Source organism: Cytobacillus sp. MT66, assembly GCF_058792595.1.
In genome coordinates, this window is record NZ_JBXAFB010000012.1 from 121,152 (window position 1) to 144,143 (window position 22,992).

The 22,992-nt window shown below is 39.1% G+C and carries 24 protein-coding genes, 1 pseudogene and 1 riboswitch; of the genes and pseudogenes, 13 read left to right on the forward strand and 12 right to left on the reverse strand.

Translation table 11 applies throughout. From position 1 onward, the window contains the following. Window positions 1-51 precede the first annotated feature (51 nt). From AC1Q59_RS19340 to AC1Q59_RS19355, 4 genes are read left to right on the forward strand one after another with little or no spacing between them, the layout of a single operon-like run. Window positions 52-1,431, forward strand: a complete 1,380-nt coding sequence (locus AC1Q59_RS19340) for a YheC/YheD family endospore coat-associated protein (RefSeq protein ID WP_492367505.1) — start codon at window positions 52-54, stop codon at window positions 1,429-1,431. After that, window positions 1,431-2,534: a YheC/YheD family endospore coat-associated protein gene (locus AC1Q59_RS19345; protein ID WP_492367506.1), complete on the forward strand. Its 1,104-nt coding sequence runs from the start codon at window positions 1,431-1,433 to the stop codon at window positions 2,532-2,534. The genes AC1Q59_RS19340 and AC1Q59_RS19345 overlap by 1 nt, the downstream gene beginning before the upstream one ends. Next, window positions 2,500-3,867: a YheC/YheD family endospore coat-associated protein gene (locus AC1Q59_RS19350; RefSeq protein WP_492367507.1), complete on the forward strand. Its 1,368-nt coding sequence runs from the start codon at window positions 2,500-2,502 to the stop codon at window positions 3,865-3,867. Before AC1Q59_RS19345 ends, AC1Q59_RS19350 begins: the two co-directional genes overlap by 35 nt. Continuing rightward, the gene (locus AC1Q59_RS19355) at window positions 3,864-5,051 is read left to right on the forward strand and encodes a YheC/YheD family endospore coat-associated protein (RefSeq protein ID WP_492367508.1); all 1,188 of its coding nucleotides are present in this window, start codon (window positions 3,864-3,866) and stop codon (window positions 5,049-5,051) included. Before AC1Q59_RS19350 ends, AC1Q59_RS19355 begins: the two co-directional genes overlap by 4 nt. Window positions 5,052-5,087: 36 nt before the next feature. Here AC1Q59_RS19355 and AC1Q59_RS19360 read toward each other — a convergent pair whose 3' ends face one another. Beyond that, window positions 5,088-5,216 (reverse strand): hypothetical protein, encoded by a 129-nt coding sequence (locus AC1Q59_RS19360; protein WP_492367509.1) that lies wholly within the window; start codon window positions 5,214-5,216, stop codon window positions 5,088-5,090. A 137-nt stretch (window positions 5,217-5,353) separates the two neighbouring features. Between AC1Q59_RS19360 and AC1Q59_RS19365 the strand changes: the two genes are divergently transcribed. Together AC1Q59_RS19365 and AC1Q59_RS19370 are read left to right on the forward strand one after the other, a co-directional pair. Next, window positions 5,354-5,566, forward strand: a complete 213-nt coding sequence (locus tag AC1Q59_RS19365; protein WP_492367510.1) for a YheE family protein — start codon at window positions 5,354-5,356, stop codon at window positions 5,564-5,566. Window positions 5,567-5,631: 65 nt separating this feature from the next. Next, window positions 5,632-5,823 carry a hypothetical protein gene (locus tag AC1Q59_RS19370; RefSeq protein WP_492367511.1) on the forward strand — a complete coding sequence of 64 codons (192 nt, stop codon included), beginning with the start codon at window positions 5,632-5,634 and terminating at the stop codon, window positions 5,821-5,823. A 77-nt stretch (window positions 5,824-5,900) separates the two neighbouring features. Here AC1Q59_RS19370 and AC1Q59_RS19375 read toward each other — a convergent pair whose 3' ends face one another. Further along, a complete protein-coding gene (locus AC1Q59_RS19375; RefSeq protein ID WP_492367512.1) occupies window positions 5,901-6,143 on the reverse strand; it encodes a hypothetical protein in 243 nt (80 codons plus the stop codon). A gap of 285 nt (window positions 6,144-6,428) precedes the next feature. On the opposite strand from AC1Q59_RS19375, the gene AC1Q59_RS19380 reads away from it, so the two are divergent. After that, entirely contained in the window at window positions 6,429-6,656 is a 228-nt protein-coding gene (locus tag AC1Q59_RS19380; protein ID WP_492367513.1) for an alpha/beta-type small acid-soluble spore protein, read from the forward strand. 148 nt (window positions 6,657-6,804) lie between these two features. Here AC1Q59_RS19380 and fumC read toward each other — a convergent pair whose 3' ends face one another. The 4 genes from fumC to AC1Q59_RS19400 form a co-directional block, all read right to left on the reverse strand. Next, window positions 6,805-8,187: a class II fumarate hydratase gene (fumC, locus tag AC1Q59_RS19385; protein WP_492367514.1), complete on the reverse strand. Its 1,383-nt coding sequence runs from the start codon at window positions 8,185-8,187 to the stop codon at window positions 6,805-6,807. Window positions 8,188-8,524: 337 nt separating this feature from the next. Next, entirely contained in the window at window positions 8,525-8,698 is a 174-nt protein-coding gene (locus tag AC1Q59_RS19390; protein ID WP_492367515.1) for a FeoB-associated Cys-rich membrane protein, read from the reverse strand. A 15-nt stretch (window positions 8,699-8,713) separates the two neighbouring features. Beyond that, entirely contained in the window at window positions 8,714-10,717 is a 2,004-nt protein-coding gene (gene feoB / locus AC1Q59_RS19395; protein WP_492367516.1) for a ferrous iron transport protein B, read from the reverse strand. Further along, window positions 10,717-10,941 (reverse strand): FeoA family protein, encoded by a 225-nt coding sequence (locus AC1Q59_RS19400; RefSeq protein ID WP_492367517.1) that lies wholly within the window; start codon window positions 10,939-10,941, stop codon window positions 10,717-10,719. The genes feoB and AC1Q59_RS19400 overlap by 1 nt, the downstream gene beginning before the upstream one ends. Before the next feature lie 301 nt (window positions 10,942-11,242). Between AC1Q59_RS19400 and AC1Q59_RS19405 the strand changes: the two genes are divergently transcribed. From AC1Q59_RS19405 to AC1Q59_RS19420, 4 genes are all read left to right on the forward strand, one after another. Then, window positions 11,243-12,367: a histidine kinase N-terminal domain-containing protein gene (locus tag AC1Q59_RS19405; protein WP_492367518.1), complete on the forward strand. Its 1,125-nt coding sequence runs from the start codon at window positions 11,243-11,245 to the stop codon at window positions 12,365-12,367. Window positions 12,368-12,382: 15 nt separating this feature from the next. Further along, a complete protein-coding gene (locus tag AC1Q59_RS19410) occupies window positions 12,383-12,925 on the forward strand; it encodes a GNAT family N-acetyltransferase (RefSeq protein ID WP_492367519.1) in 543 nt (180 codons plus the stop codon). A 69-nt stretch (window positions 12,926-12,994) separates the two neighbouring features. Beyond that, window positions 12,995-14,317, forward strand: a complete 1,323-nt coding sequence (locus AC1Q59_RS19415) for a hemolysin family protein (RefSeq protein WP_492367520.1) — start codon at window positions 12,995-12,997, stop codon at window positions 14,315-14,317. 390 nt (window positions 14,318-14,707) lie between these two features. Next, window positions 14,708-16,075 carry a hemolysin family protein gene (locus AC1Q59_RS19420; RefSeq protein ID WP_492367521.1) on the forward strand — a complete coding sequence of 456 codons (1,368 nt, stop codon included), beginning with the start codon at window positions 14,708-14,710 and terminating at the stop codon, window positions 16,073-16,075. A gap of 51 nt (window positions 16,076-16,126) precedes the next feature. Here the strand turns inward: AC1Q59_RS19420 and AC1Q59_RS19425 are convergent, their stop codons facing one another. After that, window positions 16,127-17,539 (reverse strand): ATP-binding protein, encoded by a 1,413-nt coding sequence (locus tag AC1Q59_RS19425; protein WP_492367522.1) that lies wholly within the window; start codon window positions 17,537-17,539, stop codon window positions 16,127-16,129. After that, the gene (locus AC1Q59_RS19430; protein ID WP_492367523.1) at window positions 17,529-18,230 is read right to left on the reverse strand and encodes a winged helix-turn-helix domain-containing protein; all 702 of its coding nucleotides are present in this window, start codon (window positions 18,228-18,230) and stop codon (window positions 17,529-17,531) included. The genes AC1Q59_RS19425 and AC1Q59_RS19430 overlap by 11 nt, the downstream gene beginning before the upstream one ends. A gap of 158 nt (window positions 18,231-18,388) precedes the next feature. On the opposite strand from AC1Q59_RS19430, the gene AC1Q59_RS19435 reads away from it, so the two are divergent. Continuing rightward, a complete protein-coding gene (locus AC1Q59_RS19435) occupies window positions 18,389-19,024 on the forward strand; it encodes a hypothetical protein (protein WP_492367524.1) in 636 nt (211 codons plus the stop codon). Window positions 19,025-19,058: 34 nt separating this feature from the next. On the opposite strand, the gene AC1Q59_RS19440 is transcribed toward AC1Q59_RS19435, so the two are convergent. Next, complete coding sequence (locus tag AC1Q59_RS19440; RefSeq protein WP_492367525.1) at window positions 19,059-20,354, reverse strand: NCS2 family permease; 1,296 nt, start codon at window positions 20,352-20,354, stop codon at window positions 19,059-19,061. Between the two features lie 84 nt (window positions 20,355-20,438). Continuing rightward, a riboswitch (purine riboswitch) is annotated at window positions 20,439-20,540 on the reverse strand. A 221-nt stretch (window positions 20,541-20,761) separates the two neighbouring features. Between AC1Q59_RS19440 and AC1Q59_RS19445 the strand changes: the two genes are divergently transcribed. Next, window positions 20,762-21,658 carry a YitT family protein gene (locus AC1Q59_RS19445; RefSeq protein ID WP_492367526.1) on the forward strand — a complete coding sequence of 299 codons (897 nt, stop codon included), beginning with the start codon at window positions 20,762-20,764 and terminating at the stop codon, window positions 21,656-21,658. Between the two features lie 73 nt (window positions 21,659-21,731). On the opposite strand, the gene AC1Q59_RS19450 is transcribed toward AC1Q59_RS19445, so the two are convergent. The 3 genes and pseudogenes from AC1Q59_RS19450 to AC1Q59_RS19460 form a co-directional block, all read right to left on the reverse strand. Further along, window positions 21,732-22,274 (reverse strand): hypothetical protein, encoded by a 543-nt coding sequence (locus tag AC1Q59_RS19450; RefSeq protein ID WP_492367527.1) that lies wholly within the window; start codon window positions 22,272-22,274, stop codon window positions 21,732-21,734. Between the two features lie 99 nt (window positions 22,275-22,373). Next, a complete protein-coding gene (locus AC1Q59_RS19455; protein ID WP_492367528.1) occupies window positions 22,374-22,544 on the reverse strand; it encodes a hypothetical protein in 171 nt (56 codons plus the stop codon). Between the two features lie 182 nt (window positions 22,545-22,726). Continuing rightward, window positions 22,727-22,992, reverse strand: a pseudogene (locus tag AC1Q59_RS19460) (hypothetical protein); the annotation flags it as partial.

Below are 22,992 nucleotides of genomic sequence, written 5' to 3' on the forward strand. Positions count from 1 at the left end.
TAATTTTTCATTATAAATGCCCAATTAAGTACAAGTAAATGAGGAATGATCATGACTTTATCATTATTACCTATTACGATTGTTCCGATTAAAACGTTTCAAAATAATAAAAATCGGATCAAAATCAGCCATTCGCTTATCCATTATTGGAATGCAGATATAAACAAACCGCTTTATATAAAAGCAGGAGCTCATATTTTTGAAACGATTATTGAGGAGGGCTTTATTACAAAAGATGAAATTTTTATCTGTGAGGGCCTGCTTCAGGATTTATTGCTCCCTGTTGAAGAAAGAAATTTTCTTGCCCACTTTGACAGGCACAGCAACACCCTTACCTTAGGGCCCATTTTTGGCTTATTGACTGAGATTAATGAAAATAACGAAACTGCGGATACACCCCATTTTCGTTCGATTCATAAATTTTGTGAAGAGCTTGACCAGCTTACCTCTGATATCGGCGGATTTTTCTATGTGTTTAGACTGCAGGACTTTTCAGATGATGGGATTTACGGATATTACTTTCAAGATGGAGGATGGATTAAAACACAGGTCCCCTTCCCAGATGTTATTTATAACCGGATACATTCACGGAAGCTGGACTCAAGCAAGCACTTTCAAGTCTTAAAAACGAAACTGCTGGCCAAGAATATTCATCTCTTCAATGATCAATTTCTATCTAAAGAAAAAGTCGCTAATCTGCTGAAGGAAGAAGATTATTTACGGCCTTATTTGCCTGAAACAGCAAGTCTTACAGAAAACACCTTAAGAGAGATGATCAATAGGCACCCTGTTCTTTTTCTCAAACCGATTCACGGCAGCCAAGGCAGAAATATTATTAAACTCTCTTCACAAAATAATGGGCTGCTGGCCGAATTATCAACTGGGAGCATAAAGGAAAGAGGAATTGAATTTTCTGGGTTTCAGCCCTTTTTCCAATGGCTTCAGCCTTTCTTAAAAAAACGGACTTACTTAGTTCAGCAGGGCATTCCTCTTATAAAATACAAAAACAATCAGCTCGATTTTCGCATTCTATGCCAGCGCAATTCACATAATTCCTGGAAAGCCACCTCAGGGGTCGCACGGGTATCTGCCAATGATCAGTTTGTAGCAAATATTGCAAGAGGCGGTCAAATGATCAAGCCGTTAAGGGTGCTCACCTCTTTGTCAAACCGGGAAAACGCCATGCAGCAGCTTTCCCTTATGAAGGAGCTGGCCATTGAAATCGCCTCTATTATTAGCCAAAAATCTGATGGTCTGGTCGGAGAATTGGGCATTGACATTGGTTTAGATGAAAATGGAAAGCCATGGATCATTGAAGTAAATTCAAAGCCGTCAAAAAATTTTGAAGAAGAAACCAGTAAAATCCGCCCTTCGGCAAAGGCATTGCTTGAATACGTTATCTTTTTAACTTTTAGCGGGGGGAATCAATAATGCTGTCTTTTGGAATCATGACCATGCGCATGCAAGGGGAAAAAACTTATTTTTACGAAATCGCCAAACGAGCCAAACATTTTGGCATGGAATGCTTTAAATTTATTCCATCACAGTTTAATCCTGTTAGCCAAAAGGTCCAGGGTGAGCGCTTCAATTCTCAAACCGATAAATGGGAGTCTGCTGAATTTCTTTTGCCCGCCATTCTATATGATCGATGTTTTTATGGTGAGGATACACATTCAAGTCAGTGCAAAGCCATTGTTAAATGGCTTAGAACACGAGAAGACCTTCTATTCCTTGGATATGGTCTGCCGAACAAATTAGACTTATACGACGCGCTCAAAAGCTCCAGATTGTCACCATACCTGCTTCCATCAAAGCCCATTACTTCAGGAAAAGGCCTAATCCAGCACCTCAATGAAGACTCCCCGGCTGTCATCAAACCATTAAACGGTTCACAAGGACGGGGAATCTACTACTTAGAGAAAACAGGCAAGGAAGTTTTTGTCAGCACCCAAAAGCAAGGACATCTTATAGAGAAAACTTTCCCCCATTATGATAAAGCCATCACATGGGTGAATCAGCTGATTAAAGATAAAAACTATCTTGTTCAGCCATATAAAAACCTCAAAAATAAAAAGAAGAAACCGTTTGATATCCGAGTCCTATTGCAAAAAAACGAAAATGGCTGCTGGGAGGAAATCGCCAAGGGAATCCGGGTTGGAAAAAAGAATGGCATTATATCTAATGTAAATGCAGGCGGCACTATTACAAGTTTTGAGGAAGGGATGAAAGGTCTTCCTGCATCTGAAAAAGAGTATATTGAAAGTGAACTGCAAGATATATTAACAAGCTTGCCTGTTATTTTAGAAAAAGAATTCCCTCCACTCTTTGAAATAGGTGTAGATATAGGGATCTGCAAAGACCAGGCAATATGGATCCTTGATATCAATTCAAAACCCGGAAGAAAAGTGGCGCTTTCCATCAATCCGGAACTCAGCGAAAAACTATACAGTGCTCCGCTGCTATACGGAAAAACTTTAGCCAAGGAAAGGGGCTTTTTAAATGAGAAGGCATTATCCAGTAGAAATTCTTCATGACAAAAGCAATCTCGTTTTTATTCCTGAAGAACTTCAGGAAAAAGCTAGCCTGAAAAAGATTGCATTCGGAAATCATTCTTCTGAAGCCGACATTCATTTGCAGCCTTCTGGAAAAAACATTATCAGCTTGAGCAGTGATCTCGCTCAGACGCTAAAATTCCCTGATATAAAAGGTCCTCTGCACCTTTTTTCTGATCATGATACCTTGTATCTCGGACCACTGGTTGGTATATTCACGTCGGGCTTTACCCCCTTTCATATTAGACCCATTGGCGAAAGAAGCTTGTTTTTTGGCAAACTTCTTTCTGTTAGCAAATCTGTCGGCACCCTTTCATTTGTGTTTGGCCAACAGCATATTAACTGGGAGAAAGGGACCATTAATGGCCTTTTTTATCAGGATAATGGATGGAAAAGTGTCGAGATTCCTTTTCCAAACGTGATCTATGACAGGCTGCCAAACAGGAAGAGCGAGAGACAATCCGTCCTTAAAACAGCAAAGGAGCGCCTTCAGGCAGATTATTTAATTCCTTGGTATAATCCAGGATTTTTCAATAAATTAGATGTGTATGAAAGATTGCTCCAGAACGATGAAGCTGAAAAATATCTTCCTGAAACGCATTCATTTGTTTCCTTTTCCGAAATCGAGAGAATGCTTTCTGATTACGGCCACGTTTTTATAAAGCCGATCCATGGAAGTCTCGGCTTAGGCATTCACCAAATTATTTATGACAAGACAGATGAATACTATTATTGCCGCTACCGCAGTACCGCTGGGCATAACAAACTGACGAGATATAAAAGCCTTGAAGCCTTGATGAAGCATGTTTTCAATGGAAGAAATCTTTCAAGAATGATCGTTCAGCAGGGGATACATCTGCACCGGTACGATCAGCGTACAGTTGATTTTCGCGTTCATACGAATAAAAATGATGCAGGTAAGTGGGTCGTTACAGCAATGGCTGCAAAGGTTGCAGGTCCTGGGAGTGTGACCACTCACATTAATAATGGCGGCGCAATAAAAACAATCGAAGAAATTTTCCCTGTTGCTGATGATCAAACACAGGCAGTTCACGCTCTCACCTCAGCGGCATTAGAACTTAGCGAGGCTTTGGATCAAAACATGGAGGGCATTATTGGAGAAATTGGGTTTGACCTTGGACTTGACCGCAGAGGCAAGGTCTGGCTGTTTGAAGCGAATTCAAAGCCTGGCCGGTCTATTTTTAAACATCCAAAGATGAAGGAATTTGACCTTCTTACAAGGAAATTTTCGCTCGCCTTTTCGGTTTTCTTGACAGAGAGAGTAATAACAAAACCTGAGGAACTCTTCCTATGAATATTTATTATGACTCAAGTTGTAAACAATGGTTAGCCGATGATCGCGGTGTATTCTTCGGCAGCAGTGAGGCATTGCTTAAAAAAGCTTCAGCAAACAAAAATAAATTACTCTGTTTTCATGTGCAGCAGAATAAAACAGGAGCAGGTCCGCTTATTGGAATTCTGGCTGGCAGACGTGAAGACGGTGCAGTCATTGGCAATGGACTGTTATTTAAGGAGCTGCAAAAGGAGATAGTTAAAAACGGCGGGTTATCCGTCGTTTTTACTCCACAGGATTTAAAAAAAAATGCTATCGAGGGCTATATTTTTTCTCCAAAGGACAATCGATGGTTTTCTGCACTTTGTCCCCTCCCACATTTAGTCTTTAATCGGATACCTTTTCGGAAATTAGAAAAAACTCAAGCTTTTTTTGAGGCATTTCATTACTTTCAAGACAAAAAAGTTCCTTTTTTTAATGAAGGGTTTTTAGATAAATTCGATATCTATCAGCTCTTGGCTGCTGATCCATTGTTACAGCCTTTTATCCCAGAAACCATACCAGTTGTGGAGCAGAATATACTGTATGAGTTTCTTCAAAAACATAGCCAAACTTATTTAAAACCCGTTCACGGGGCAAAAGGAAAAGGAATTTATAAGCTGATCCTTGAAGAACCGGGAACGATCAGGCTAGATGGAATCGATGAGAATTTTACCTTCACAGGTTTCCACTCTTTTTGGCAGGAATGGGAAAATATTTTCACGGAAAAAGAATATATTGTACAAAAATCCATTGCCCCCGCTCTTTATAAAGGAAACCGCTTTGATTTCCGCATACTTGTCCACTATTCAAAGAACGGATACCTGGTAACGGGTGCAGGTATTAGACAAGCGAAAAAACAGGAAATTACCACGCATCTCCCCAATGGCGGAACACTTCTGCCCTATGAACTTCTGCAAACAGATGCACATGATCAATTTTTCAAGATGATTGCCGAGCGCATCGGCCAAATCTTATTAAAGGAAAAAGGTTTCTTTGGAGAATTCTCCATTGATGCAGGTCTTTCCTCGTCTGGTGAGTATGTTATTTATGAAATTAATTCGAAGCCCATGCGCTTTGATGAAGAAGAGATTGAAAAGAAGCGCCTCCAAAATTTAACCTCACTCTTTTTCGATATGACAGGATTTAAAAGGCTGTCCCAATGACAGCCTTTTATTGACGCCTTTTATTGTCGCGGGCGATTAGCGGCGCCTCCTTGACGACTCTCCTAAGGCAAGAAACTGATCTTTCAGCTTTTGACGTGACTTGTCATTTCTAAGCATATAGGCAGCACCTAATGCCAAGGTTGTTAATGCCAAACCTCTTCTCATGTTTATCCTTCCTCCTTTAACGTGGTACCTTCTTCTTTTTCCCTGGAACACGTTTTCATACACGAGTTAAAATTTGATAAAAATATCATCGAATTTCAGCACATGACAAGGTAGAATAGAAAAAAGGAGGCATAGATATGCTAACACATTTCCAATACAAACCATTGTATGAAAACAAACAATTGCCAGGCTGGAAGTTTTCATTTTATTTTAAAAATCAGCAATATAAAGGAATTTATCATTCAAACGGTAATATTGAGTGGCTGTCTGCTGTGCCAAATGGGGATGATGAGATTAAGCTGATTGAGCAAATTCATGAATTGATGCTCTTCCATGTCTATGACCACTAATCCCATTTGCATGGGAATGATTTATCCCTCTCTTTGGAAACATAAGAGAAAAAGGAGGGGTATGCATGTCTGAAAACAAAAAGGCTAATTTTAAGGAAGATCTGCTGTATGAGGGAAAAGATCAGGTATATTTAGACGTTGACCGAATGATTAATGAGGGAATGTCCGGCGGTTCCGTTCATATGCGCGAGGATACAACCAATATTGAAGAAGCTAGAGATCTTGTTGAAGAAAGTCCCCCAAAAGGAATGGAATAATCAATAGATCACTATGAATAGCTGTCACCATAAAAAAAGACACTTAAGCCTGCTTGCACAGGATAAGTGTCTTTTTTTCATTCTTTGATAAAGATGATTTCATCATGGCCGCAAATGGAGCACTTAAGGAGATGGGGGCATTCCTTGTTTTTGAAGTCTGAAGGAAAGCCATCCTCCATTTTCATCATATCAATCGGCATATATGCACTATAGTCATCGTAAAAGTCCATCACCCGGCCTTCATCGTGCAAGGGCTGTCCGCATTTAGAACAATCAGACTGTATGTCGCTAAACCCATTGCAAACTGGACAAATATTCATCGTTACATCTCCATTCAGACGAAAATGATATTCCCTTTATCTAGTTATATCGTTTGGTTAACTATCTTTTGTTATGTAAGTTCGATAATAAGGAAACAATTCCCAGCCACTACACTTGAATACTTTATCAAAAAATCAACATAATAGAATTTAAATACAGCAACAACAAACATTCCACTTCAAACAACCGATGGGTTATACCATTAGTGGTAACAAGATAACTCTTGTACCGGTGCAATTCCGGCTAACCCAACCAAAAAAAAATTTATGAGGAGATGAAAATTTATGAACAACCAGAACAGTTCAAACAGAAGCAATTCCTCAAACCAGTTATTAGTAGGTGGAGCACAGCAAGCAATTGATGCAATGAAAATGGAAATTGCCGGTGAATTCGGTGTAAACCTAGGTGCAGACACTACCTCTCGTGCTAACGGATCTGTTGGCGGAGAAATCACAAAGCGTTTAGTACGCACAGCACAACAACAGCTTGCTGGCGGATTCCAAAACCAATAAGATTTACTTTAAAAACAATTAAATACTAAATGGCTCGGGGGCCCCTGCACGGGGGTCCCCCTTTCATTCATTAACGCAACGGGGGCCTGACCCCCAACAGTTTAAAGCGTTAACGCAGCGGGGGTCAGGCCCCCAGTACTTTAACGTGCTAAATCATTTTGTTTGGATCTACCCATTGGTCGTATTGGTCGCTGGTGATGTAGCCGGTTTTGAGGGCTGCTTCTTTTAATGTACTACCTTCTTTAAACGCCAGCTTGGCAATTTCTGCTGCTTTTTCATAGCCTATATGCGGGTTTAACGCTGTTACAAGCATTAATGACCTGTTAACGTGTTCGTTAATCACTTCTTCATTTGCCTCCAAACCAGCCATACATTTCTCATTAAAGGAGTTCATCCCATCGGCTAGCAGGTTAACACTTTGAATAAAGTTATAGATGATGACTGGCTTAAACACATTTAATTCGAAGTTTCCCTGACTTGCGGCAAATCCAATGGCAGCGTCATTTCCGAATACCTGACACGCAATCATTGTAAGGGCTTCGCTTTGCGTTGGGTTCACTTTCCCTGGCATTATGGAGCTTCCCGGTTCATTTGCCGGAATTGAAAGCTCGCCGATTCCGCTTCTAGGCCCGCTTGCCAGCCATCTAACATCATTGGCTATTTTCATTAAATCTGCGGCCAATGCTTTCATCGCTCCGTGAGCATGGACGATTTCATCATGGCTTGTAAGCCCCTGAAACTTATTTTCGGATGAGCGGAAGGAGTGTCCAGTATGATTTGAAATCTCCTTAGCCACTTCGCTTCCAAATGATGGATGTGCATTAATCCCTGTTCCAACCGCTGTTCCCCCAATGGCAAGATCAAGCAGATAGCTAGAGGCCTCAGTAATCATGCGCTCATCCTTATCGAGCATAGCCCGCCAGCCGCTAATTTCCTGTCCAAGCGTTAATGGTGTTGCATCCTGTAAATGGGTTCTGCCAATTTTCACAATATGCTTGAACTTCTCTTCTTTTTCCTTAATTACTTCTTTTAACTTTCTAAGTGAGGGAAGAAGTTTTTCAGTTACCCCATTGAAAGCGGCAACATGCATAGCTGTAGGAAAAGTATCGTTGGAACTCTGCGACATGTTCACATCATCATTCGGATGAACCTTTAATGCCGAATCCCCATTGCCCTGCAGGATTTCATTTGCCCTGCGCGAGATTACTTCATTAAGATTCATATTGGTCTGCGTACCGCTTCCTGTCTGCCAGACCACCAATGGAAAATGCTCGTCAAACTTGCCTTCGAGAATCTCAGAACTGGCCTGAACGATCGCAGCCATTTTCATTTCAGGTAACTTTCCAAGCTTTTGATTAGCGATCGCCGCAGCGCGCTTCAATTTGGCAAAAGCATAAATTAACTCCATCGGTATTTTTTCCGATCCGATTTTAAAATTATTTTTGCTCCGCTGTGTCTGGGCCCCCCAATATTTATCCACAGGAACCTGAACCTCTCCAAGCGTATCTCTTTCTGTCCGATATTCAGTCATTTTTTATACCCTCCTAGTATGCAGTACTACATTAATATTCTATTCCCTAATTTTTCTTTTTTATTTGTATAAAATTGTAAGTTCAATTAATCCCTTACACTTAACTGAAACAAAAAAAACTGCCTTCTAAAGAAGACAGCTTAACGTTTAATGATTGGATAGCTTATAAAATACCCAAGTACCATAATACTTGCAATTGTTAATGTGATTGAAAATTGCTCCATCTGGGCCCCTCCCCATTTTTATTTAAGACATTTCTAAAATATCATGGGACCCTATATGTTTGATGTGATATCCGTCAATATTTCGTGACAAGAAAATGAAATTTTCGTGAACATTATCGTTCTTTTGTATCAGGATGTTTAGCTGCAAGCGGACTGCAAGAAGTCGTACATGAATCCTTAATTGCACAGCTTGCACATTTCCCTTGTTTTGACTTATTAATAAACTTGAACAATGCCCAGCTGGCATAGCCGAAAATAAGAACACCAACTATTATATTGACTGCCATGTTCATTCACTTCCTTTAATGGAATCCAATGAGCCTTCCCCCTTGATAAATAACCAACGCCAGCACATATGCAATCGCTAATGCATAACCAATAGAAAAAACTGTCCATTTTTTTGAACGTGTTTCTTTATAAATCGTTGCTGTTGTGGCCAGACAAGGTATATACAAAAGAATAAAAACCATAAAGCTATAGGCGGATAAAGGTGTATAGTAATTTGCCAAAAGCCCCTGAAGGTTCGCTTCATCCGGTACAAAATAAATGATGTTCATGGTTGAAATAATAGCCTCTTTTGCTAAAAATCCGGTAATTAATGAAGCCCCTGCCTGCCACGTATCAAAACCAAGCGGTTTAAATAGCGGAGCTAGAAACCCGCCGATGTAAGCCAAAAAGCTATTATCCATATTGACATTTACTCCATCAGGTCCTGTATAGGACAGCAGCCAAATAAAGACTGAACCTGCAAAAATAAATGTGCCTGCCTTTTTAATAAAGCCCTTGCCTTTATCCCATGTACTTCTTGATAATGCGCGAAATTGCGGCAAGCGGTATGGAGGCAGTTCAATGACAAATAACGATGTTTCTCCTTTTAAAACCGTAGAAGAAAATACCTTCGCCAAAATAAGGGCAACTGCAATGCCTAATATATAGATAGAAAGAACAACAAATGCCTTAGAACCTGCAAAAAAAGCCCCGACAAATAAGGCGTATACAGGCAAACGTGCAGAACATGACATTAATGGTGTCAGCAATATTGTTAACAATCTCTCTTTCGGTGTTTCTATTGTTCTGGCAGCCATAATCCCGGGAACATTGCATCCAAACCCGATAATCATTGGGATAAATGCCTTACCGTTCAGTCCAACGGATTCCATTAATCGATCCATTACAAGGGCTACACGTGCCATATAACCAGAGTCCTCTAAAAGAGAAATGAAAAAGAACAGAATAAATATTTGCGGTACAAAAACAAGAACTCCCCCGACGCCTCCAATAATTCCGTCAAGAATAAGGGAATGGATAAACGCTGAAGCCCCAGCAGCCGTCAATAAGCTGTCAACACCATTGGCCAATGTCCCGGTGATGAACCCATCAAGCAAATCTGATAATGGAAAACCGAGCCAGTCAAATGTGAGCATAAACATCAGATACATAAGTAAAAAGAAAATAGGAAGACCTAAAAATTTGTTTGTTACTATAGCATCAACTTTTTCAGTTAATGGAACTTTCGCCTGGCCACTTCTTTGCGCTGCATCTAAAACAATTTTTTCAATCATTTCTTTCCGCTGTCGAAAAATATATTGATCCAGCGGCAGATTGTATTTGTTTAAAATGATACTTTTAACGGAGTGGATAAAAGAATCCAGCGCATCCGCCCCTAGTAAACCCGCAAGATACCTTTTGACGTACTGGTTCCCTTCAAACAACTGCAAAGCAAGCCAGCGAACAGAATGTTTTGCTTTTTCCCCAAGAAGGTCAGAAAGCTCTTTAACAGCCTCATTAATTTCCTGTCCATAATCCACAAGCTTATCATTTGGCAAAGGGGCCGCTCCATTTGTGACAACTTCCTCTAAATTTTTACAGCCCTTGCCTGTCCGTGCAACTACCGGTGCTACTGGTATACCTAGTATCTTGGCAAGTTTTTCGGGATCTACTTTAATCCCTCTTTTTAAAGCAACATCCATCATATTCAAACCGATAATAGCTGGTTTTCCATATTCTAGAAGCTGGATAGTTAGATGAAGATTTCTCTCTAATTGAGATGCATCTAAAATATTTAACATCTTATCTACTGGTTCAGTCAGCAAAAATTGCGTAACTACCCCTTCATCTTTTGATAAGGGGTTTAATGAGTATATTCCAGGCAAGTCAATTAAAATGGCCCGATTATTCTTGAACTTGCCTATTTTCTTTTCAACGGTTACCCCGCTCCAGTTGCCAACATATTCATATGAACCTGTTAAATTATTAAAAAGTGAAGTTTTCCCTGTATTGGGGTTTCCAATAAGAGCAATATCCATTACAATCTCTCCACTTCTATTTGGACTGCTTCTTTTCTTCGTATTGCCACACATTGGCCGCAAGTTTCGATCATTACAGGACCGCCAAAGGGCATAAGGCATTTCATACAAACCTCTGTACCTTCAGTTATTCCCATATCAAGCAGCCTTCTGCGGACCAATTGATCGATCCCAGAAATATTAAGGATCTTACCTTTTTCACCTTTTTTTAGATTGCCAAGCATGGTTTATCACCAAATTCCTCTTTTTGTTTATAATTGAGAATGATTATCTTTATTATAAACCCGTTATTTTTTAATTAACAGTGAAATTTATCACATCCAAGATTTTCTTTGGCTGGGATTTTGGTGGAGCATCAAATTTATAGTTCTTTTATCACTGCAAAACCTAATATTACAAAAAACTATCCTCTTGTTACAAAATTCGCTTTTTTCGACAAAGGAAATTTGCAAAAGAAGTAGAACTTTATATAACTGTGAAAAGAATTTGCTAACTAATATTAGTTATTAAGGATTGGAGAGAAAAATGGTAACAAAGACTTTTAAGGGTGTTGTTGATTTTTTTCAGGATGAAAAGGACCATATATTGAATGAGTGGCAAAAGCATATTGTAGTCTCTTTAGATGATCCATACAAAGATAGAATGAAAGAAAATGGAGAGGTCATGTTTTTCCTGCTTATTCAAAGCCTGCAAAAAAGCCGCGAAGAATTGGAAGGCATTATCCGCAATTTCTCTATCTCAATCGCCGATCAAAGGGTTAAGGCAGGAATTAACATTGGCCAATTTGTCTATAACGTCAATCTCATACGCTCGCTTTTTCAAAAATGCCTGATGCAAATGGACTTGGATGAAGCCGAACGATATAAATATAATGATCAAATTCAGCATTGCTTTGACCAATTTCTTTATTACTCAGTTTCCTACTACAGTGATGCTAAAAACCAAATTATCGAAGAAAAAACAAAGTTCATCGACACAAGCCATAAGGATCGTCTAACACTGCTTGGGCAAATGACCTCAAGTTTTATCCATGAGTTTCGAAATCCGCTGACATCTATACAGGGTTTTATCCAATTACTAAAATCTGAACATCCCGCAATGAAATATCTGGATATCATTTCTATTGAGCTTGAACAGCTGAATTTTCGTATTTCGCAGTTCCTTTTACTATCCAAAAAGGAGCTAATCGGTAAAGAAAAAATTCATTTTTCACTAAATGATATACTTGATGAAGTGCTGGCTTTCCTCTATCCGAGTATATTAGACAGCAACGTAAAAATTATTAAATCACTAAAGGAAGAAGTTCAGCTATATGGCTATGCTGATGAAATAAGGCAAGTTCTTATCAATATCATCTTTAATGCGATAGATGTTTTACAGGCCCGCACCTCTAAAGAGCCACAAATCAAAATAACCAGTCACCATCATAACCAATCACACGTTACGCTGGAAATTTCCAATAACGGTCCAAAGATACCAGAGCATCTAGTTAAATCAATTTTTGAGCCTTTTGTGACAACAAAATCACTCGGGACAGGTCTTGGATTATTTGTTTGTAAAGAAATTATTGAAAAGCATAAAGGAAGTCTATCCTGTGAATCTCGTACAGACTTGACCGTATTTAGCATTACCCTGCCAATTTCAGAATAAAGGGGCGTATTTTTTATGTTTGTTTTAAAAGTTGACCAAGATATCGAACTGCAGCTATTCCAGAAGCGCCACGCCAAAGAACTTTTTTATTTAGTGGATAGCAACCGAAGCCACCTAAGAGAATGGCTTCCATGGGTAGACAGTATGGTAAGTTATGAGCAATATTACTCTGTTATTTCGATTTGGCTAAAGCAATTTGCTGAAGATAATGGGTTTAATGCCGGGATCCGCTATAAAGGTGAGCTCTGCGGCTGCGTTGGTTTTCACGAGTTTGATTGGTCAAATGGAAAGACAAGCCTTGGCTACTATTTAGCGAAGGGATTTGAAGGAAAAGGGATTATGTCCAAAACCGTTCGCGCTTTAACCAATTACGCTTTTTTTGAGCTTGGCTTAAACCGCGTTGAAATCCGCTGCGGAGTCGGAAACAAAAAGAGCAGAAATATCCCAGAACGTCTTGGATTTGTCCAGGAGGGAATTATCCGCGATGGTGAGTTTCTTTACGATCATCATCATGATTTAGCAGTGTATGGCATGCTAAAGCATGAGTGGAAAGCGTAAAAATATTTGATGCGGGTACAATAAAATGTAAGGAGGTGAAACTCCTTACATTTTTTTGTGAGGATATGTATGGTTCTTAATATTTTTCTTCTAGTCCTTCTAATTGCCTTAACTGCGTTTTTTGTTGCATCGGAATTTGCGATTGTCAAGGTCCGTTCTTCTCGCATAGATCAGCTGATAGCTGAAGGCAATAACAAGGCAATCGCCGCTAAAAAAGTAATTTCCAATCTTGATGAGTCCTTATCAGCATGCCAGCTGGGCATCACGATTACAGCTTTAGGTATAGGCTGGCTAGGAGAACCAACGGTGGAAAGGCTGCTTAAGCCTATATTCGAAAAGTTCGCTTTACAGGCGTCTGTATCCAGTATTCTTTCCTTTATCATAGCCTTTTCCGTAATTACCTTTTTACATGTGGTTATTGGTGAGCTTTCACCCAAAACATTTGCCATTCATAAGGCAGAGGACATCACGCTTGCCTTTGCCCAGCCGCTAACTTGGTTTTACAAGGTCATGTTTCCTTTTATCTGGATCCTAAATCATTCGGCAAGATTTGTTACGAGTCTGTTTGGATTAAAACCAGTGTCTGAGCTTGAAATAGCCCATTCAGAGGAAGAATTGCGCATCATTCTTTCGGAAAGCTTAAAAAGCGGCGAAATAAATCAATCCGAATACAAATACGTCAATAATATTTTTGAATTCGATAACCGAATTGCCAAAGAAATTATGGTTCCCCGAACAGAGATCGTCTGCCTTGATGAGGGGGCAACGCTCTCTGAGGTGCTGGAAATCGTTTTAAATGAAAGATACACGAGATATCCTGTTATCATGGATGGTGACAAGGACAATGTCCTTGGAATTATCAATGTTAAGGAAATTCTCACTGATTGCATACGAAAACAATGTGAAGAGAAAAATCCGGTCACCCAGTATATAAAACCAGTTATTCGTGTGATTGAAACCGTGCCAATTCATGATCTTCTCGTAAAAATGCAGAAGGAACGATCACATATGGCCATATTGTTTGATGAATATGGCGGAACGGCAGGATTAGTAACTGCTGAAGATATACTCGAGGAAATCGTCGGTGAAATTCGTGACGAATTCGATGCCGATGAGCTCCCATTCGTACAAAAAATCGAACCTGACCATTATATTTTGGATGCCAAACTCCTTATTGAAGATACAAATGATTTACTTGGAACCGAAATTGATGAGGATGAAGTAGATACAATCGGAGGCTGGGTCCTTACGCAGAAGTTCGATCTGGAAAAGGGCGATTTCGTCACCTTTGATGGCTATCAGTTCATTATTAAAGAAATTGACGGCCACCATATTCAATACATCGAGGTAAAAAAAACAAAAAAAGAAGCTGATGCAAATTTGGATCAATAGCTTACAAAAGCATCTGATCCAATTGGCTCAGCTTTTATTACTTTATCTGAAAATTCAAACTCATATTTCCCCTTTTTTCCTAATAAATTAAAGTAACCTATTTATTGTAAAGTATTACGTTTGACTGAACGGTTTTATCTAACATATAATTATAATAAAACAAATTTTTATCAAAAGAAAATTGGGGTGATCAGATGGGGCAGTTTGTCAAATTAATGTGATAGCATCTATTGCATATGTATCAAAACGAACCATTGATTACTGTTCGAAATATAGGAATGCTATTCAAAAGAAAAGATTAAGAGTACGCTAGAATTATAGTTTAGTACAATTTTTCACTTTATCAGGAGGTGACTCCTTTCCTGCAAAGCGCAGGCTAAGGAAACTTATTTGGACATATTTAACTTGGTTATTATAGCCATTTTAATTGCTTTGACGGCATTTTTTGTGACTTCAGAATTTGCCATTGTGAAGATAAGAGGTTCAAGAATTGATCAGTTGGTTGAAGAGGGAAATAAAAGTGCACTTGCAGCAAAGAAAGTAATCAGTAATCTGGATGAATATTTATCTGCCTGTCAGTTAGGTATTACAATTACGGCTCTTGGAATTGGGTGGCTCGGGGAACCGACTATCGCCCACATGCTAAAACCTGTCCTTGACAAATTGAACATTCCATTGTCTGCTGGCCATATACTTTCTGTTGGGATTGCCTTTGCCCTTATAACCTTCCTGCACGTAGTTGTAGGAGAATTGGCGCCAAAAACACTTGCGATTCAAAAAGCGGAAAAAGTAACCCTGTTGACTGCCCGACCGTTAATTATGTTCTACAAGGTAATGTACCCATTTATATGGGCTTTAAACGGGTCTGCTCGACTAATTTCCAGACTTTTTGGCCTAAAGCCTGTCTCTGAACACGAACTCGCTCATTCTGAAGAAGAACTTCGAATTATTTTATCTGAAAGCTATGAAAGTGGCGAAATCAACCAATCAGAGTTTAAGTATGTAAATAAAATTTTTGATTTTGATGACCGAATTGCCAAAGAAATCATGGTGCCAAGAACAGAAATTGTTTCATTTTCAAAAGACGACACCGTTGAAGGCTTTTTGCAGACAGTTTATGAAGAAAAGTTCACCCGTTATCCGATTATTGATGGAGATAAGGATCATATCATTGGCTTAGTCAACATTAAAGAGGTCCTGACAGATCTTATCAAAAACAGAGACTTAACAACAAATAAGCTGGAAACCTATACCCGCCCAATTATTAGGGTAATAGATACGATTCCGATTCATGATCTTCTTCTTAAGATGCAAAAGGAAAGAATTCATATGGCTATCTTAATGGATGAATATGGCGGAACATCCGGTCTTGTAACGGTTGAGGATATTATTGAAGAAATTGTCGGAGAAATCCGCGATGAATTTGATATGGATGAGATTCCGGAAGTACGGAAAATCGGTGACGAACATTATATTTTTGATTCAAAGATACTTGTCAGTGAGGTTAATGACCTTTTAGGAACTGATATCAATGATGAAGATGTTGATACGATCGGCGGATGGATCTTAACAGAAAATTATGAAGCCAAACAGGGGGATTCCATTCAATTTGGACCCTACTCCTTCAAGATTATTGATATGGAGGAACATCATATCAAGTATGTGGAAGTGACAAAAGTTCCTGAAAATCAAACCGAGAATGAAAATGACAACACGCCCTCAAAATCAATACCCTTGACAGAAACTCAAGTCGTTTAATTGGGGCTAAAATAAAAAAAATCGGCGAAATGAAGTTCTCGCCGATTTTTTTTATTCTTCCTTTTCCGGGAATCGAATGGTAAACTCCGTCCCCTCTCCTTTTTGACTGCTGACCTCAATCTTTCCCTTATGCAGCTGAACAAGCTGTTTGACAATAGAAAGACCGATGCCGAATTCTCCGAAGGCTGTCCCTGTTCTTGAAAGATCAGCCTTGTAAAACCGATCCCAAATGGATTCAATTTCCTCAGGGTCAATTCCTATCCCTGTATCTTCGATATCAATAACAATTTCATGATCTTCTTTTCGGCCTGTTAAGGCAATATGCCCATTTTCTGTGAATTGGTTACTGTTTTTCACGATATTAATCAAGATTTGGGTCAGCCTGTCATAGTCAGCAAAAACCTTCAGTCCCTCATCACAGCTGATGGTGATTTCATTATTCTTTTGCTTTGCCTGCAGCATTAATTGCTCTTTTACAACCTCAAACGCTTCATGCAAGTTTACCTCTTCTTTATTAAGCTTCAATTGATTAGATCTTATTTTCTCATAATCAAGATTTTCATTGACAAGCCTGATCAGTCTTTTTGCCTCCCGGTCAATTAAGCCCATGGCTTTATCAATGCCTTCTTCTGGAATCAATTGATTCTTAATCCCTTCAGCCATTCCGCTGATGGTGGTTAATGGCGTTCTCATTTCATGGGAAACATCGGCAATAAACTTCCTTCGTCTATTTTCGAGTCTCTCTATTTCTTCGCTGGATCTTTTTAATTTTGCCGCCATATTATTAAAATCTGTTGCCAGCTGGCCAATTTCATCCTGATTGATGTCTGGAACATGAACATCGTAATTCCCCGCACTGATCATCGAAGTCGCATTCCGGATATCTTTAATTCGCTTTACAATGCTTTTAGAAAATATAAAGCTGATAAATAGCGCAGCTGTCAATGAGATAGCAATCGTATAGAACAAAAACCGATTTAATTGGCTAATCATCTGCATGGTGCCTGTTATAGGAGCAAGAAGCAGGATTCCCCCGGCAAGCTTGTCCCCTTGCATCAGCGGAAGCGCTACAAGTGAGACCTCCTGGCCGAATCGTTTAATATCATGCTTAACAGAAACTTTTTTCCCAGCGGAAATAGCTGTCCATTCTTTTTCTGTTAATTGAATCAGCGGCGCACTTTTTAATTTTGGATAGACAATCTTCCCCTCGTAATTAAAGAGCAGATACTGAATATGCCTAGTATCAAGAATTTGGCTGTATTCACTCAAGAACTCTTCTGTTCCTTCGAAACGGACGGTTAAATCTGTCAGTATCTGCTCCCCGTAATCCTCAAGCTCCTCCACCTTATTTTGAAAAATATAGTTTTCAACAAATTGACTAAAGGACAAACTCAAAATCATAAAAGCTAGAATAAGAATGCTGATCTGGCTGATCAGCAGCTGATAAAAGAATTTAATTCTCATCCTCTGTCACCGTTTCATCAAACTTATAGCCAATGCCCCAAACAGTTTGAATGAACGGCTGCTGAGCTGTGCCTATCTTTTTTCTTAGCCGCTTAATATGGACATCTACTGTCCGTTCATCCCCATAAAACTGGTATCCCCACACCCTGTCCAATAGCTGCTCGCGCGTAAATACCTGCTTTGGATTTTTAATAAAATAATAAAGTAAATCAAATTCCTTTGGAGTAAGACTTGTCAGCTGCTTTCCGTTAAAGAAAACCTCACGGGAGTCCTTATTAATTTTAAAATATTGGCTGGTGATGACATTTTCCTCTGCTTTTCCAGGTGCATCTGAATGGAAACGCCGTGTCACTGCCTTAATCCGCGCCATTAATGCCAGTGGGCTAAAAGGCTTTGTCACATAATCATCTGCTCCCATTTCGAGCCCAAGCACCTGATCAGAGTCACTATCTTTGGCAGTCAGCATAATAATCGGAACTTGGCTAAGCTCCCTGATTTTTCGGCAAAGTGTCACACCATCCATGATCGGAAGCATCCAATCTAGAATAATTAAATCCCAGTGCCCTTTATTAAAATGTTCAAAGCCATCCTGGCCATTATGGACAAAGACTCCTTCATATCCTTCCTTCATAAAAAACATTTCAAGCATTGAACAAACACTTTCATTATCTTCTACAACTAGAATCCTCATAAAAAAACACCTTCCCCATTTATCGGCTGATATCCAAATTATTTTTATGTTTATAAAAAGATTTATTAGAAACCTATTTTTTCCACATTTGTTTATCGTTTCTGGACATGCTAAACCTATAATCCTATTCTAAACTAAAAAAGGAGAGTTAAAAAGAAATGAGAAAGCAATGGTTCATTACTTTTGCATTAGGTTTTCTGCTTCTTGGCACCGCCCTAGTTCATACACCTAATGCTGCCGCACAAAATCAGACAGGAACAGAGCAAAAAGGTGACCAGGAGTACCAGCATGATTTTATTAAACAGGATGAAATGGACCGCCTCTTAAAGGAAGGCCATTCCAAAAAGGATATACTAAAAGCTGCGCATATTGCCAAATATGCTGATAAAAACATTGATGAAGTTCTTAAAACCTATAAAGAAAAAGGCTCTTGGGAAGAAACAGCTCAGCACTATGGTCTTGATCTTGAAAAGATGAAAAAAGACTGCCATGAGAAAAAGGAAAAATTCCTTCAGGAACACAAAGATGATGTTATTGATGAAGTAGCCGAATATACTGGTAAAACAGAGGAAGAAATTAACGGATGGGTCAATAATGGGGTTCCATTAAGATTTATTGTAGCAGGTGCTGCGATGGCAAAGGCAAGTGGTAAAGATCTTAGTGAGATTGTACAGATGAAACAGGATGGGAAAAGCTTTAAAGAAATAATGGAAGGTCTTGGAGTTAATAAAGAAAAAATGCATCAGGAAATGAAGACATTAATGAAGAAGATCAAAGAAGACATTAAAGATTAATGATAAAGGCTGCCCAATTGGCAGCCTTTTGTGTTTATGAAAGATAAGCAAAATAAGCAATAAATGCAATACATAATCCGTACATGATTGGATGAATTTCCTTTGTCTTGCCTAAAGCAAGCATCGTAATCGGATATAAAATAAACCCTAAAGCAATTCCTGTTGCTATGCTGTATGTCAGCGGCATCATAAGAATCGTAATGAACGCTGGAATGGCAATTTCAATTTTTCCCCAATCAATGTTCTTTACCTCCATTGCCATTAACGCTCCGACAATAATCAAAGCGGGAGAGGTCACCTCAGCCGTAATCACACTTAATAACGGAGAGAAAAATAAAGCAATCGCAAACAGGGCCGAAATGATAATGGATGTAAAACCCGTTCTTCCCCCTGCTGCAATACCTGCGGTTGATTCAATCATTGATGCCGTTGTAGACGTTCCAAGAATAGATCCAATGACGGTCGTTCCTGAATCAGCAAGAAGTGCTCTGCCTGCGTTTGGAATTTCATTATTTTTCATAATCCCTGCCTGGCTGGCGATGGCAATTAATGCACCAGCTGTATCAAAGAAGGCAACGAATAAAAAGGTAAAAATTACAGCAATCATTTCCGGGGTAAAAATGGTATCAAGATGCAAAAATACTTCACCAAATGTAGGCTTAAGACTCGGAATGGCCCCGATAATTTTATCTGGGCGTTCTATCACACCTAAGATCATCCCAGCTACAGAGGATATGGCCATACCGTAGAAAATAGCCCCCTTCACACCCCTGACAAGCATGATAATCGTAATAATAAACCCGAAAATAGCTAATCCTGTTCCGGCAGACTTAAGATTTCCGATGGCAACATACGTCCCTTCACTAGCAACAATCAGGCCTGCATTTTTAAGCCCGACAAAAGCAATGAAAAAGCCAATTCCGGCGCCAATGGCATGCTTTAAATCTTTTGGAATGACATTGATTATTTTTTCACGGATTTTTAATAAACTTAAAATAACAAACAGTATTCCAGAAACAAATACACCTGTTAAGGCCGTTTCCCAGGGAATTCCCATTCCAATACAAACTGAAAAGGTAAAAAATGAATTAAGCCCCATACTTGGAGCAATCCCGATTGGATAGTTGGCTAAGATTCCGATGAGCAATGAACCTATAATAGCTGAAAATGCTGTAGCAGTAAAAACTGCTCCTTTATCCATACCTGCCTGGCTTAATATAATAGGATTAACAACTAAAATATATGCCATTGACAGAAAAGTGGTTAAGCCAGCAATCGTCTCTTGTTTAAAATTCGTTCCTCTTTCTTGGAACTGAAAATATTTATCCATAGAATTTTCCCCTTTTGTAAAAATAAAAAAAGCTCCGCATCATGCGAAGCTGCCATATTTTCCACAGGAGAAGGATTTGCCATATGGCAAAATTCTCACTCCTGTAGTCAAGCTATTTCCGGCAGCTTGGTAGAGACATCCAATCCATATTATTGGATATATACAGGAAAAATATAATTCTTATATAATGTTAATAATTCTAACAAAGGGAAAAAAGGCAGTCAATTTAATCATTTATTCAGACTTTCAGATCATTTTTCATGTAATTGGCTGTGTTAAATCTAATTCAATGGCATTTAACTGAGCAATGTTACTAAAATTTGTATGATTGTTAAGGTATTGTAAAAAATACAGAAAAAAGTGATATAATAGAATAGTTAATAAATTAAATTATGAGGGGGAAGTATATGATCGAAACACCAACAGAACAAGTAGCTATTCAGACCGTACATAAGGGTTTAAGTAAAATAAAAATAATAAAGGTTATTTTTTTTATAACCTTCGGATCAACCTTAATGGGTGTAGGAATTGAGGAGTTTCTAGTTCCAAACAAAATTTTAGACGGCGGAATTACGGGAATTTCCATCATTTTGTCGCACCTGACTGGAATTAAGCTTGGTGCCTTTATCTTCACATTAAATATCCCCTTTTTTTATATAGGATATAAACTGATTGGTAAAACATTCGCTCTTTCCACATTGCTGGGAATTACTGTTCTTTCTGTTTCCACAGCTCTTCTTCATGATGTGCCTGTCTTTACATCTGATCCGCTCCTTGCTACAGTTTTCGGCGGGATGATTCTGGGAGCAGGTGTTGGTATTGTCATTCGATATGGCGGTTCTTTGGATGGAACAGAAATTCTGGCCATCATTGCAAATAAAAAACTTCCTTTTTCAGTTGGCGAAATCGTCATGTTCTTCAATGTCTTTATTTTCACCTCAGCTGGTTTTGTATTCGGATGGAACAGAGCCATGTATTCGGTATTAGCATACTTCATAGCCTATAAAACGATAGATATCGTTATTCAGGGACTTGATGAATCCAAATCAGTCTGGATTATCAGCGAACGTCACCAAGATATTGGGGAAGCCCTGTTGGCAAGACTTGGACGAGGTGTCACCTATTTAAATGGTGAAGGTGCTTTTACAGGGGACGATAAAAAAGTCATTTTCTGCGTGATTACACGCTTAGAAGAAGCTAAACTTAAGTCTATAGTCGAGGAGCTCGACCCAAATGCTTTTCTAGCCGTAGCGAATATTTCAGAGGTCAGAGGCGGCCGCTTCAAAAAAAGCGCCATCCACTAAAAAGCGGAAGGCGCCCGTTTAGCGGCGTATGGGTCTGGAAAATTCTAGTATAGGCATAAAGTGATTGAACTAACTATTCTTGTTTTTGATATAGATTATTAAACATTCGTTTCATAAAATAATCATCTTCACATTTTTCCCGAATGAACGGAATCTTCTTTCCCTTTTTTATCTGTGTATCTTTTACTGCCCAGGTCTCCTGGCTGCGCTCGATATGAACAGCTATATTCTGGTTTTCGAGGTCCTTATAGAAAATATAAGCAGTATTAGGGTCGCCATGGAAAAAATAAATTCTTTTTTCACCAACAGATTTTCCTTCCATAAGCTCCTTCAAGCTTTCCAGCATGTTAGTTTTTTCGCCCGAAAGGACAGTATATTTCATAAGGTCAATAAAATTCACGTACATGCTTTGATCAATAATTTCATCATATTTATGTCCAAAGCTTGAAAAAATATCTTCCATAACTGCTTCGTTATATTCCTTATTTCTTATATCCTGCTTCTTTGCACAATCCACTTCCTGTTTTTTCTCATTATTTACCGCCAACGCAGTCACTGGCAGAATGGAATGAACAAGCAAAAAGCATATCGCAAATAAAAGTGTTATTTTCTTCATTGGATCACCTCGCCTGTATTTTTCCAAAACCCATGATATTTATTCATGAAAAAAAGCTTGTCCCAAGCGGTTTAAAAATCCCCGCTGGGAACAAGCCTTTTAATGACATTCACTTTCATTTCCGCTTAGTACAATTGCATTTCTGCCTGCATCGTACTCAACGACTAGATCATCAGCTTCAGCGATAATTTGGGGATCAATCGCCACCTGAATTTCGTTAATAGTAAGGACTTTATCATTTTCGTTTGGCTCATCCAGAGCCATCCCCAATTGTGGCCCTCCTCAGCCAAAGCCGGCGAAATAAACGCGGATGCCGCTTGAATTCTTATCCACAAGGATCTGCTTTAACAGATCACGGGCTTCGTCTGTAATAATCATCGATTGCCTTCCTCTCTCTTGATAAGTATGAAAATCCTGTTAATAAAATAACATTATTACATCATTTATGTAAACTATAACTGCCCGCCAAACAATAAGGGGCTGTCCAGAAAGTAAGTTTCGATTAACTTTCTGGATCCCCCTTTTTTTATTTCTGGCTCTTTGAAATTTGGCCGTTGATTTCCTCTCCAGGCGCTTCGCTTTCCGGGGGGCATTTTGCGAGCCTCCTCGTCGCTTGCGCTCCTGCGGGGTCTCACTTCAATGCTGATCCCCCAGGAGTCTACGCGCCTTCCGCTCCAATCAACTAAGCGGTTAAAATCAACATTGCGCTTTAAAACAG